The sequence below is a fragment of the Lysinibacillus sp. FSL M8-0337 genome (assembly GCF_038593855.1).
Taxonomy (GTDB): domain Bacteria; phylum Bacillota; class Bacilli; order Bacillales_A; family Planococcaceae; genus Lysinibacillus; species Lysinibacillus sphaericus_D.
This window is the reverse complement of record NZ_CP151996.1, coordinates 18,815-32,476: the sequence shown is the minus strand read 5'-3', so window position 1 is coordinate 32,476 and position 13,662 is coordinate 18,815. Positions and strand designations below refer to the sequence as shown.

Genomic DNA, 13,662 nt, shown 5'->3' with positions numbered 1-13,662 from the left:
TTAGATTGACTGTAGTCAATCTAACACTTTTTTGCTATGCCGTTGTCGTCCGTAACGGTGATGCTTTCCGCTCAGCACAGTAAGTCGCAATCTCGCTAAGGCGTGGAATGTCCGCGTCTTACATTGTGTGCTGTTCCCGCAGGAGTCACAACCTCCGCTACCAACAACTCGTGAACAGTTCTAATTTTTAGTTGTTGCAAAAGCAAGAATAGCTAAGTTCTCTATATAGCAAAAATTTATGAACATCTTTCCACTGTTCCTTAAATTTTTTCGTTATGCCCCAATCTCTTTTTTGGTGTGGATGGTTTGAAGAATTTCACTAATTACTTCGGTGCAATAACTTTTTTGCCGCCCATATAAGGAACTAATACCTCTGGAATAACTACGCTTCCGTCAGCTTGCTGATAGTTTTCAAGGATGGCGGCCACTGTTCGACCAATGGCAAGACCTGAACCGTTTAATGTGTGGACGTATTCTGGTTTAGCATTTGGCTCACGGCGGAAGCGGATATTGGCACGACGCGCTTGGAAATCCTCAAAGTTTGAGCAAGAAGAAATTTCACGGTACATATTTTGCGCTGGAATCCATACTTCTAAATCATATTTTTTGGCAGCAGTGAAGCCTAAATCAGCTGTACACATTTTTAATTTACGATAAGGTAAGCCTAATAATTGCAATACTTTTTCAGCATGACCTGTTAATAATTCTAGCTGTTCATAAGATTCCTCTGGTTTCACAAAACGGACTAATTCTACTTTATTGAATTGGTGCTGGCGAATTAAGCCACGTGTATCGCGACCGGCAGAGCCCGCTTCTGAGCGGAAGCAAGCGCTATACGCTGCAAAGCCTTGTGGTAAAACTTCAATAGGTAGAATTTCATCACGATAGAAATTCGTCACAGGTACTTCTGCTGTTGGAATCATAAAGTAATCTGTATCATCTAGTTTAAATACATCTTCTTCAAACTTAGGAAGCTGACCTGTACCCGTTAAGCTATCTCGATTTACGATAACAGGTGGTAGCATTTCTTCATAACCATGTTCTTCTGCATGTAAATCCATCATAAAGCTCATTAATGCACGTTCTAAACGAGCACCTAAACCACGATAGAATAAGAAACGACTGCCCGCTACTTTTGCTCCACGTTCAAAATCTACAATTTGTAAATCTGTTGCGATATCCCAGTGTGCTTTAATATCAAAATCAAAAGTTGGTACTTCTCCCCACGTATATTCCACTACATTGTCGTCTTCCGTAGTACCGACTGGCACAGATTCATGTGGCACGTTTGGTAAACGCATCATCATATCTTTAAAACGGTCTTCTACTTCATTGAGTTGTGTATCTAACTCTTTAATTTCATCGCCAACTTGACGCATACGTACGATGACTTCATCAGCATTTTCTTTATTACGTTTCATAACAGAAATTTGTTCAGATACTTTATTTCGTTCAGCTTTCAGTTCTTCTGCTTTCGCGATTAATTCGCGACGTTTTGTATCTAAAGCTTCAAAATCATCTAAGTTTCCTAAATCTTCGTTGCGTGTTAATAGCATTTCTTTAATTTCCGCGAAGTTATCACGGACGCGTTTAATATCTAACATCCTTCATACCTCCAGTAGTAGATTCATAAATGATGGGAATTTATAGATAAGATAGAACACAAAAAAGCCCTCATCCCATGAAAGGGACGAGAGCTACCCGCGTTGCCACCCTAATTGACCAGACAGATTGCCTAGTCCACTTATCTCATAACGGCATTTCAGCCGGCGACAGCCTACTTCATTCACTTCGACTGCGCAACTCCAGGACGGATTCACAAGTGCTTTTATCAGCTTCCACCACCCGCTGACTCTCTAAAAAAAACGTGCTTGCTACTACTTCCCATCATCGTGTTCAATTATTTAAATTTTATCCATACTGTACTATATGAAACGACATTTTGCAAGTCACACCATAGTCGTCACAAAATATTTGACAATGCGCAAATCTGTCGTTAATTCAGGATGAAATGAACAGCCCAGTAAATGACCATCTCGCGCTAGCACAATTTTTCCGTCATGCTCCGCTAGCACTTCCACACCTTCCCCAACTGACACAATATGCGGTGCGCGTATAAAGACAGCTGGTATTGCTTCGCCAATCGCTTGAATATTTAAATTCACTTCAAAGCTGTCTACTTGACGTCCATATGAATTCCGAGCAACGACAACATCCATTACAGCTAAATGTGGATCATGGTCAACCACTTCTTTTGCCAATAATATCAACCCAGCACACGTGCCGAACATTGGTACGCCTTTTTGCGCAAGTGAGCGAATAGGTCCCATTAGTTCATAGCGATCAAGTAATTTGCGCATCGTTGTACTTTCTCCACCTGGTAATATGAGTCCATCAAGCCCTTCTAAATGCTCCTTATGCTTGACTAAAACCGTTTGACAACCAAGTGCCTCTAACATTCGTACATGCTCTCTAACAGCACCCTGTAATGCTAAAACACCCACTCTCTTCATATTACCAGCCTCGTTCTTGCATACGTTCACTTTGACTAAGCTGTGCAATATCAATACCTTTCATCGGCACACCTAGCTCTTTTGAAATTTCTGCAATCAATTTATAATCTTTATAATGCGTCGTTGCTTCCACAATGGCACGTGCAAATTTCTCAGGATTTTCTGATTTAAAAATACCAGAGCCAACAAATACTCCATCAGCACCTAACTCCATCATTAATGCTGCATCTGCTGGTGTCGCAACACCACCTGCGGCAAAGTTTACAACCGGTAATCGACCGAGTTTTTTAATTTCTCGTAATAATTCAAATGGAGCACCCAGCAATTTTGCCTCAGTCATTAACTCATCTTCAGTCATCCCGACAACTTTTCGTACTTGGGCATTGACCTTACGAATATGGCGTACAGCCTCTACAATATTCCCTGTACCGGGCTCACCTTTCGTCCGTAGCATAGATGCCCCTTCACCGATACGACGAGCTGCTTCACCTAAATCGCGACAGCCGCATACAAATGGCACTGTATAGTCACTCTTCAATAAATGATATTCCTCATCCGCTGGCGTTAACACTTCACTCTCATCAATATAATCAACACCCATTGCCTCTAACACGCGAGCTTCGACGATATGACCAATACGTGCTTTCGCCATAACAGGAATTGTGACCGCCGCCATAACTTCCTCTACAATACGAGGATCTGCCATGCGTGCCACTCCTCCTGCCTTTCGTATATCTGAAGGCACTCGCTCTAATGCCATCACAGCCACAGCACCCGCTGCTTCAGCAATTTTCGCCTGCTCCGCATTAATGACATCCATAATGACGCCACCTTTTTGCATTTCCGCCATCCCACGTTTTACTAATTCTGTTCCTGTTTGCTTCATTCTTTTCTACCTCCACCTTTGTGATGAAATTTAGTATAATAGAAATTGACCATATCAAAATATTCAGTTTATAAAATAATTATAAGGTCAGGTGGGAAATCGAACATGGATATGCTTTTATTTCAGCTTGAAAAAAACGGTGAAAAACCGCTATACGATCAGCTTTACAGCGGTATTAAAGAAGCGATTATTACAAAGAAAATTACGGTCGGAGAAAAATTACCTTCGAAGCGAAAATTGGCAGATTTTTTGAATATTTCTCAAACAACAATCGAAATAGCCTATGCACAATTACTGGCAGAAGGTTATATAATATCGAAATCTCGGGTCGGTTATTTTGTAGAGGATATTGATGAACTACCTTATATTCAACAAGACACATCTATGCTACTAAAAGAGCAACCTCGGAAAAAAACATACGCCATTGATTTTAATCCTGGTTCCATAGATATTGATGCCTTCCCATTTCAAACGTGGCGAAAATATGCAAAAGAACTTTTTGATGATGCCTCCAAAGAATTATTATTGACAGGGGAACCACAAGGAGAATTAGCGTTACGTACGGAGATTGCAAATTACTTATATCAGTCGCGCGGCGTTGTTTGTAGCCCAGAGCAAATTGTCATTGGTTCAGGTACAGAACAACTGCTTCCGATGATTTTGCGTCTTTTCAGCGAAGACACTTGCTTTGCACTCGAAAACCCTGGTTATCCGACCGTACATCGGATGTTTTTACAACACAAGCGACAGGTTTGTCCAATTGCAGTAGATGATGAAGGTATCCTTATTCATGAACTGGAAAAAACAGCTGCTAATGTTGTTTATATCACGCCGTCGCACCAATTCCCTACTGGTGCTGTCTTGTCTGCCACAAGGCGCGCACAAGCTTTAAATTGGGCGGCTCAAAGTCCATCACGATATATCATTGAAGATGATTATGATTCGGAATTTCGTTATACTGGAAAACCAATTCCCGCGCTACAAGCTTTAGATCGCAATGAGAAAGTTATCTATATGAGTACTTTTACCAAATCCTTAATGCCTTCCTTGCGAGTCGCCTATTTTGTACTACCACCTAAGCTACTTACTACTTATAATGATGTCTTTAATTATTATTCATCAACAGTACCAAGGTTCGATCAGCACATTGTAGCTAATTTCATGAGAGACGGACATTTTTCAAAACATTTAAATCGTATGCGAAAAGTATATCGAAAAAAGCATGAGAAGCTCACGACGATATTAGAAAATTATTCTACTCAAATAAAAATCACTGGGGAGCAGGCTGGTATGCATATCTTGCTCAATGTGCAACATGAACTATCCGAGCAACAATTACAGCACAGTGCCAATGATGCAGGTATCGGTATCTATCCATTATCAGCTTATCGTCTTGATGAAAATACGACCACACAAGCTCAATTTTTACTCGGCTTTGGCGGTATTCCTGTGCACAAGATTGAATCATCCATTGAGAAGTTAATGAATTGCTGGGCAATACAAACGAAACAACCATCTTCATCACGATTCAAGTGACGAGATGGTTGTGCTTTTTTAATTTTCTTTTAGTTGAATGTTGTAATGCTTAAACCATGTATCAATCTGTCCCAAATAAGCTAAAAGTTGTGGCCCCGCCATTAATTGTCCATACCAAGGTTCTTTAAATGAACTTCCTCCAGAGTCAATTAACTCCACTAGTTTTTGTCGTTCAAAAAATTCATGAAGAACTGAATGTTTATCGCTCATAATTTCTGTTAACCATTTTTGAACACCTGCTGTATATACCGGATGATAGGTTTTTGGATAAGGATTCTTTTTTCGGTATAATACTTCCTCTGGCAATAAATGCGCCATCGCCTTACGAAGCAAACCTTTTTCCATGCCGTCTAAATTTTTCATTTCCCAAGGAATATTCCATGCATATTCCACAAGCCGATGGTCTGCGAATGGCACACGCACCTCAAGACTCGCCCCCATACTCATGCGGTCTTTCCGTTCTAGCAAAGTCTGCATAAACCATACCGTGTTTAAATAAAACATTTCACGATGTTGCGCTGCATCTGTGCTTTCCCCTTCTAAATAAGGTACTTCACCAATCGTTTGTTCATAAACATGCTGCGCATAATTTTCAACAGCTAACTTTGTACGCCATTCCTCGCGTAACATAGCCGTTCTTTCGTGTAATGAACGAATCCAAGGGAAACCAGTCGCTCTTTCTTTGAACCATGGATAACCACCGAATATTTCATCGGCACATTCCCCTGATAAAGCAACCGTAAAATCTCTTTTTATTTCTCGGCAAAACCATAGTAAGGATGAGTCAACATCAGCCATACCAGGTGCATCTCTTACAAAGACCGCTTCTTTCAACAAGTCAATTAACTGTTGTTGGCTAATTTGCTCCGCATGATGTGTTGTATCAAACGAGTCTTTCATTTTTTGTATCCAATAGGTATCCGTTGAATTTTGAAAAGCATGCGGATTAAAGAAACGTTCATTGTCCTCATAGTCGATAGAGTACGTGTGGAGTTTACCTTTCTTTTGTTGTTGGAAGTTGTTTGCTGCTATTCCAGTAATAATGCTGGAATCAAGCCCTCCAGAAAGGAATGTACAGATCGGTACATCTGAGACTAGTTGACGCTCAATAGCATCGGTTAGTAAATACCGTACATGGTCAATCGTCTCTTCTAATGATTCTTCATGTTTTTTGCTTTGAAGCTGCCAGTATTGCCATATACGTAATCCCTCTTTTGAATACCGCATTGCGTATCCTGGTCGTAGTTCATGAATATTATGGAACAACGACTTTCCGGGCGGTTTAGATGGTCCTACAGCCATGATTGTCGCAAGACCTTCCCTATTAACAAACGGTTGGACTGCTGGATGTGCAAATAATGCCTTGACCTCCGATGCAAATAGTAATCCTTCTTGTTGTTCAGTGTAATACAGAGGCTTTACACCTAGACGATCACGACACAGAAAGAGCGATGCCGTTTGTTCATCCCACACACCAAATGCAAAAATGCCATTTAGATAATTCACACACTGTTCTTTCCACTCAATATACGCAGTTAACAATACTTCTGTATCTGACTGGGTTGTAAAGACGTACCCTCTTGTTTGCAGTTCTTTACGCAATTCTTCGGTATTATACAGTTCGCCATTATATGTAATGACATATGTTACGCCATCATGTTTTTTTACCATTGGTTGCTTGCCACCTATTAAGTCAATGACCGCTAACCGTCGGTGGCCAAATGCGATATGTTCATTACACCAAATATTTTCATCATCTGGTCCCCGTTTACTTAATGTTTGCGCCATTAACTTCACAATGCTCTCGCTCTTTCGTAAATCTCTTTTAAAACTAGCCCACCCGGTAATTCCACACATTTAGCCACATCCTTTCGCCTATTAGCGTATGCACATTGACTGTAAAACGTGAAAAAAGAACACGCTATGTTTTTACAAACATAAACGTGTTCTTACTAGTTAGTTTTTAAAATAATCCACCAACAAAATCAGTAATGCCACCCCATAAGTTTCCGAAGAAGTTACCGATACCTTGGAAGAATAGAGAAATACCGCTAGCACGTTCTACAGACGCTGTTGTCACGACATCAGATGTAAACTCTTTACCATCAATAAAACCGTAATCTTTGCCTTCTGTGCGCTCTATAACGACCTTCCCTACTACTGTATCCTTCTTCACTTTAGCTTCAAAGCTTTTTTTATCTAAAACTAATTTAGGTTGATATAAATCCTTTTCAGAAGATTTCACCATAAATGAAATTGGTTCTTTCACAGCAATAGCTACTTTGTCTTCTTGCCCTTTAGTTACTTTCACAGTCTTTTGGTCTTTAAACTTATAGTTTGCTGGAATAATTTCATGTTTTGTAAATTGCGTGAAGCCATAATTAAATAACTTAGCCGTAGCATCAAAACGTGCTTTATAAGAGCCTTCTCCTTTTGCATCGACAGCTTTCATTACGACTGCAATTAGACGCGTCCCATTGCGTTCTGCAGTACCAGTGAAGCAATGTCCTGCAAAGTTAGTAGTACCTGTTTTTAGGCCATCTACGCCTTCATACTGGAATACTAGACCTGGTAACATAAAGTTCCAGTTTGACATTTCAATTGCGTCATCTGTTCCTTCACGGAATGTCTTTTTTGTTATTTTAGATGTCTCTAAAACCTTTGGATGATCTTTTAATAAATGATAGGCTAATTTTGCTACAGATTTAGCAGGCATTACATTCTCATCTTCTGGACCAGTACCTGCTGGCTGCATACCAAATAAATCAGCATTGTTAAGACCTGAAGCATTTACAAACTTATAGCCTTCAAGGCCAAGCTCTTCTGCCTTTTTATTCATTAGTTTTAAAAACTCAGTTTCAGTACCAGCGATTGTTTCTGCAATTGCCACTGTAGCTGCATTAGCAGAGTAGATAGCCATTGCCTCATATAGTTCACGAATTGTATATGATCCGTCTCTTCGTAACGGTACATTACTTAATGCACGGTTTTGAGACATACGATACGTATAATCCGTCACATGATATTCCTGATCCCATTTCACCGTACCTGCATCAATTGCGTCCAGTAGTAGGTACTCGGTCATCATCTTCGTCATACTAGCGATACCTAGTGAAGTATCTGCATTTTGTTCATATAAAATTTTCCCTGAATCTGCGTCTATTAAAATCGCAGCGTCAACCGTTAACCCTAAATCTGTTTCTGCATTTGCTTTCGCAGGAACACCTGCAAATATACTAAATAATAGAACAGGAATTAGGAGCAAACGTAATACGGTGTTCGTTGTTTTTTTCACCTTTATTGCCCTCCAAAAAATAATCTTGTCCTCGACATTTTATCATAGATATCCTAGTAGGTGCGCAATCTATCTCATAAAAAATGCCCTCGTATCATCTTTGTAGACGATACGAGAGCATAAAAGTTGCTTGAAATATATTACATTGAATAGTTTGGTGATTCTTTTGTAATTTGAACATCATGTGGATGTGATTCACGAAGACCTGCACCTGTCATACGGACAAACTGAGCGTTGTCACGTAAATATTCAAGGTTAGGCGCACCACAATAACCCATACCTGCTCGAATACCACCAATCAATTGATAAACTGTATCTGCTAGAGGTCCTTTATAAGGAAGTCGACCTTCAATACCCTCTGGTACTAATTTTTTTGCATCTTCTTGGAAATAACGATCTTTTGAACCTTTTTCCATTGCGCCAATAGAACCCATACCACGGTAAACTTTGAAGCGACGACCTTGGAAAATTTCAGTATCTCCTGGAGATTCAGAAGTACCTGCAAGAAGTGAGCCAAGCATTACGATATTACCGCCTGCAGCAAGAGCTTTTACGATGTCTCCAGAGTATTTAATACCACCATCAGCAATAATTGTTTTACCTAATTCACGCGCTACTGTAGCACAATCATAGATGGCAGTAATTTGAGGTACACCTACACCTGCAACAACTCGAGTTGTACAAATTGATCCTGGTCCAATACCAACCTTCACTACATCTGCACCAGCTTCAAACAATGCACGTGCTCCCTCACCAGTTGCCACGTTACCAGCAATAATTTCTAATTCTGGGTAAGCTTCACGGATAGAACGGATTGTTTGTAGTACACCCTCTGAGTGACCGTGGGCTGTATCGATTACTACGATATCAACCTGTGCTTCAACAAGCTTCTCAATGCGAATCATTGTATCTTTAGATACTCCTACAGCTGCTCCTACTAATAAACGACCATGTACATCTTTTGCAGCATTCGGGAACTCAATTACTTTTTCGATATCCTTAATTGTAATTAAACCAGTTAACTTACCTTCTTCATCTACAATAGGAAGTTTTTCGATTTTATATTGTTGAAGAATCTTTTCTGCATCCTCTAAAGTCGTTCCAACAGGAGCCGTAATCAAATCTTCTTTTGTCATTACATCTTCAATTTTTAAAGAGTAGTCAGAAATAAAACGTAAATCACGATTTGTAATAATTCCTACTAGCTTTTGGTTTTCCATACTATCCACAATTGGTACACCTGAAATTCGGTATTTACCCATTAAATGTTCAGCATCAAAAACTTGGTGAGTCGGAGTTAAGAAGAATGGGTTTGTAATAACACCATTTTCAGAACGTTTTACTTTTTCAACTTGTTCCGCTTGCTCATCTATGCCCATATTTTTATGGATAATACCGATACCACCTTGACGTGCCATAGCAATAGCCATCTTAGATTCTGTAACTGTATCCATACCTGCACTGACCATTGGAATATTTAATTTAATCTTTGGTGTAAGTTGAACTGATAAATCAACATCTTTCGGTAGTACTTCTGAATGAGCTGGTACTAATAATACATCATCAAAAGTTAAACCTTCTTTGGCAAATTTAGATTCCCACATTTTCGTAACTTCCTCCTATAGTTAAAAGAATATTAATTGTAAGATTAACAACGTGTCATGCTACTGTCAAGAAACTTATAAAAGAAAGACAATTCAGATTTTTTAGTTTGTCCAAACTTATACCTAATTATTCATTTTTAAAACCAATTTTCTATATTTAATGCAGAAATATCTCTTTTTTAAAATATTTTTCTCCTAAATAATCAGCTACCTAGAAAAAATTAAACCCCCAAATTATTAATCAGATAATTAATAGTTAGCATATTAATTTTCACTTAGTTTCTCACACAATATGCAAAAATAATAGCACAAAAGGGCTCATAAGAACGCTTACAATTTTATTGAAATCGTTTTTTAAAGCTAAAAATAGACAAAAAACAGCCAGCAATTTGCTGACTGCTTTGTGTGCCTAGCGACGTCCTACTCTCACAGGGGGAAGCCCCCAACTACCATCGGCGCTAAAGAGCTTAACTTCCGTGTTCGGTATGGGAACGGGTGTGACCTCTTTGCCATCATCACTAGACTATATTCGACCTCCAATACACGGCGTATTACTGTGTCTTGAAGCTCTCTTTTTAGAAAGGTTGTTCTTTCAAAACTGGATAAACGGTTCATTGAATGTTTCAAACTTTTTGGTTAAGTCCTCGATCGATTAGTATTCGTCAGCTCCATGTGTCACCACACTTCCACCTCGAACCTATCTACCTCATCGTCTTTGAGGGATCTTACTTACTTGCGTAATGGGAAATCTCATCTTGAGGGGGGCTTCATGCTTAGATGCTTTCAGCACTTATCCCGTCCACACATAGCTACCCAGCGATGCCTTTGGCAAGACAACTGGTACACCAGCGGTGTGTCCATCCCGGTCCTCTCGTACTAAGGACAGCTCCTCTCAAATTTCCTACGCCCACGACGGATAGGGACCGAACTGTCTCACGACGTTCTGAACCCAGCTCGCGTACCGCTTTAATGGGCGAACAGCCCAACCCTTGGGACCGACTACAGCCCCAGGATGCGATGAGCCGACATCGAGGTGCCAAACCTCCCCGTCGATGTGGACTCTTGGGGGAGATAAGCCTGTTATCCCCGGGGTAGCTTTTATCCGTTGAGCGATGGCCCTTCCATGCGGAACCACCGGATCACTAAGCCCGTCTTTCGACCCTGCTCGACTTGTAGGTCTCGCAGTCAAGCTCCCTTGTGCCTTTACACTCTACGAATGATTTCCAACCATTCTGAGGGAACCTTTGGGCGCCTCCGTTACCTTTTAGGAGGCGACCGCCCCAGTCAAACTGTCCGCCTGACACTGTCTCCTGCCCCGCTAAGGGGCATGGGTTAGAATTTCAATACAACCAGGGTAGTATCCCACCGACGCCTCCTTCGAAGCTGGCGCTCCGAGATCTCTGGCTCCTACCTATCCTGTACAAGTTGTACCAAAATTCAATATCAGGCTACAGTAAAGCTCCACGGGGTCTTTCCGTCCTGTCGCGGGTAACCTGCATCTTCACAGGTACTATAATTTCACCGAGTCTCTCGTTGAGACAGTGCCCAGATCGTTACGCCTTTCGTGCGGGTCGGAACTTACCCGACAAGGAATTTCGCTACCTTAGGACCGTTATAGTTACGGCCGCCGTTTACTGGGGCTTCAATTCGCAGCTTCGCTTGCGCTAACCACTCCTCTTAACCTTCCAGCACCGGGCAGGCGTCAGCCCCTATACGTCACCTTACGGTTTTGCAGAGACCTGTGTTTTTGCTAAACAGTCGCCTGGGCCTATTCACTGCGGCTCTCATGCGCTTGCACGCTCAAGAGCACCCCTTCTCCCGAAGTTACGGGGTCATTTTGCCGAGTTCCTTAACGAGAGTTCTCTCGCACACCTTAGGATTCTCTCCTCGACTACCTGTGTCGGTTTGCGGTACGGGCACCTCTCACCTCGATAGAGGCTTTTCTTGGCAGTGTGAAATCAGGAACTTCGTCCATACGGACTCGCCATCACAGCTCAACGTTACAGTGTGCGGATTTGCCTACACACACGCCTTACTGCTTGGACGCGCACAACCAACGGCGCGCTTACCCTATCCTACTGCGTCCCCCCATTTCTCAAACGGTGAGGAGGTGGTACAGGAATATCAACCTGTTGTCCATCGCCTACGCCTATCGGCCTCGGCTTAGGTCCCGACTAACCCTGAGCGGACGAGCCTTCCTCAGGAAACCTTAGTCATACGGTGGACGGGATTCTCACCCGTCTTTCGCTACTCATACCGGCATTCTCACTTCTAAGCGCTCCACCAGTCCTTCCGGTCTGACTTCAACGCACTTAGAACGCTCTCCTACCACTGACATCGTAGATGTCAATCCACAGCTTCGGTGAATCGTTTAGCCCCGATACATTTTCGGCGCAGCGTCACTCGACCAGTGAGCTATTACGCACTCTTTAAATGATGGCTGCTTCTAAGCCAACATCCTGGTTGTCTGTGCAACGCCACATCCTTTTCCACTTAACGATTACTTTGGGACCTTAGCTGGTGGTCTGGGCTGTTTCCCTTTTGACTACGGATCTTATCACTCGCAGTCTGACTCCCGTGTATAAATATCTGGCATTCGGAGTTTGTCTGAATTCGGTAAACCGGGATGGCCCCCTAGTCCAAACAGTGCTCTACCTCCAGTATTCTCATCACGAGGCTAGCCCTAAAGCTATTTCGGAGAGAACCAGCTATCTCCAAGTTCGATTGGAATTTCTCCGCTACCCACACCTCATCCCCGCACTTTTCAACGTGCGTGGGTTCGGGCCTCCAGTAAGTGTTACCTCACCTTCACCCTGGACATGGGTAGATCACCTGGTTTCGGGTCTACGACCACGTACTAATTCGCCCTATTCAGACTCGCTTTCGCTGCGGCTCCGCCTTCTAAAGCTTAACCTCGCACGTAATCGTAACTCGCCGGTTCATTCTACAAAAGGCACGCTATCACCCATTAACGGGCTCTAACTACTTGTAGGCACACGGTTTCAGGATCTCTTTCACTCCCCTCCCGGGGTGCTTTTCACCTTTCCCTCACGGTACTGGTTCACTATCGGTCACTAGGTAGTATTTAGCCTTGGGAGATGGTCCTCCCGGATTCCGACGGAATTTCACGTGTTCCGCCGTACTCAGGATCCACTCTGGAGGGAATAAACTTTCGACTACAGGGCTTTTACCTGCTCTGGCGGACCTTTCCAAGTCGCTTCATCTAACTCATTCCTTTGTAACTCCGTATAGAGTGTCCTACAACCCCAAGAGGCAAGCCTCTTGGTTTGGGCTCTTCCCGTTTCGCTCGCCGCTACTCAGGGAATCGATTTTTCTTTCTCTTCCTCCAGGTACTTAGATGTTTCAGTTCCCTGGGTCTGCCTTCAAGACGCTATGTATTCACGTCAAGATACTACGCGATTAAACGTAGTGGGTTCCCCCATTCGGAAATCTCCGGATCAAAGCTCACTTACAGCTCCCCGAAGCATATCGGTGTTAGTGCCGTCCTTCTTCGGCTCCTAGTGCCAAGGCATTCGCCGTGCGCCCTTAATAACTTAACCTATCGGCTTCCAATCCACTGCGCATTTCGTTGTCAGCTTCTCTCGTTCAATCAGTCACGTACGTAAGTACGCTCCTTCATTCACTCGTTCGCTTCCTAGAACTGCTTGTGTCTTGAAACCCTATTATTAGTTATTAAGCCTAAAAACTTAATTTAAAAAATAAATGTGTTTGTTACAATTTCAATGTCGTTTTATCCAGTTTTCAAAGAACAAGTTTTGAAGTATTTCATCGTAATGATGAACCTTCAAAACTGAACGCAAAACGTAA

At 42.1% G+C, this 13,662-nt stretch carries 7 protein-coding genes, 2 rRNA genes and 1 other annotated feature; of the genes, 1 reads left to right on the top strand and 8 read right to left on the bottom strand.

Annotated elements, in window-relative coordinates:
* Positions 1–323: 323 nt before the first annotated feature.
* From serS to pdxS, 3 genes are all read right to left on the bottom strand, one after another.
* Entirely contained in the window at positions 324–1,604 is a 1,281-nt protein-coding gene (gene serS / locus MKY08_RS00115; RefSeq protein ID WP_069511037.1) for a serine--tRNA ligase, read from the bottom strand.
* A gap of 79 nt (positions 1,605–1,683) precedes the next feature.
* Positions 1,684–1,900 (bottom strand) — a binding site (T-box leader).
* Between the two features lie 49 nt (positions 1,901–1,949).
* Positions 1,950–2,513, bottom strand: coding sequence for a pyridoxal 5'-phosphate synthase glutaminase subunit PdxT (gene pdxT / locus MKY08_RS00110; protein WP_069511039.1), 564 nt, complete (start codon positions 2,511–2,513; stop codon positions 1,950–1,952).
* 1 nt (position 2,514) lies between these two features.
* Positions 2,515–3,399: a pyridoxal 5'-phosphate synthase lyase subunit PdxS gene (gene pdxS / locus MKY08_RS00105; protein ID WP_024362936.1), complete on the bottom strand. Its 885-nt coding sequence runs from the start codon at positions 3,397–3,399 to the stop codon at positions 2,515–2,517.
* Positions 3,400–3,504: 105 nt separating this feature from the next.
* Here pdxS and MKY08_RS00100 point away from each other — a divergent pair, with 105 nt between their 5' ends.
* The gene (locus tag MKY08_RS00100; protein WP_081327919.1) at positions 3,505–4,935 is read left to right on the top strand and encodes a PLP-dependent aminotransferase family protein; all 1,431 of its coding nucleotides are present in this window, start codon (positions 3,505–3,507) and stop codon (positions 4,933–4,935) included.
* An 18-nt stretch (positions 4,936–4,953) separates the two neighbouring features.
* Here MKY08_RS00100 and asnB read toward each other — a convergent pair whose 3' ends face one another.
* The 5 genes from asnB to MKY08_RS00075 form a co-directional block, all read right to left on the bottom strand.
* Complete coding sequence (gene asnB, locus MKY08_RS00095) at positions 4,954–6,792, bottom strand: asparagine synthase (glutamine-hydrolyzing) (protein WP_069511041.1); 1,839 nt, start codon at positions 6,790–6,792, stop codon at positions 4,954–4,956.
* Between the two features lie 106 nt (positions 6,793–6,898).
* Entirely contained in the window at positions 6,899–8,230 is a 1,332-nt protein-coding gene (locus MKY08_RS00090) for a D-alanyl-D-alanine carboxypeptidase family protein (protein ID WP_069511043.1), read from the bottom strand.
* Positions 8,231–8,370: 140 nt separating this feature from the next.
* Positions 8,371–9,834 carry an IMP dehydrogenase gene (gene guaB / locus MKY08_RS00085; protein ID WP_024362932.1) on the bottom strand — a complete coding sequence of 488 codons (1,464 nt, stop codon included), beginning with the start codon at positions 9,832–9,834 and terminating at the stop codon, positions 8,371–8,373.
* A gap of 407 nt (positions 9,835–10,241) precedes the next feature.
* A 5S ribosomal RNA gene (rrf, locus tag MKY08_RS00080) occupies positions 10,242–10,357 on the bottom strand.
* A gap of 109 nt (positions 10,358–10,466) precedes the next feature.
* A 23S ribosomal RNA gene (locus MKY08_RS00075) occupies positions 10,467–13,394 on the bottom strand.
* Between the last annotated feature and the right edge of the window lie 268 nt (positions 13,395–13,662).

Coding starts and splice junctions, on each gene's coding strand:
- serS (WP_069511037.1), bottom strand. CDS start 1,604: ATGTTAGATATTAAACGCGTCCGTGATAACTTCGCGGAAATTAAAGAA.
- asnB (WP_069511041.1), bottom strand. CDS start 6,792: ATGTGTGGAATTACCGGGTGGGCTAGTTTTAAAAGAGATTTACGAAAG.
- pdxS (WP_024362936.1), bottom strand. CDS start 3,399: ATGAAGCAAACAGGAACAGAATTAGTAAAACGTGGGATGGCGGAAATG.
- guaB (WP_024362932.1), bottom strand. CDS start 9,834: ATGTGGGAATCTAAATTTGCCAAAGAAGGTTTAACTTTTGATGATGTA.
- pdxT (WP_069511039.1), bottom strand. CDS start 2,513: ATGAAGAGAGTGGGTGTTTTAGCATTACAGGGTGCTGTTAGAGAGCAT.
- MKY08_RS00100 (WP_081327919.1), top strand. CDS start 3,505: ATGGATATGCTTTTATTTCAGCTTGAAAAAAACGGTGAAAAACCGCTA.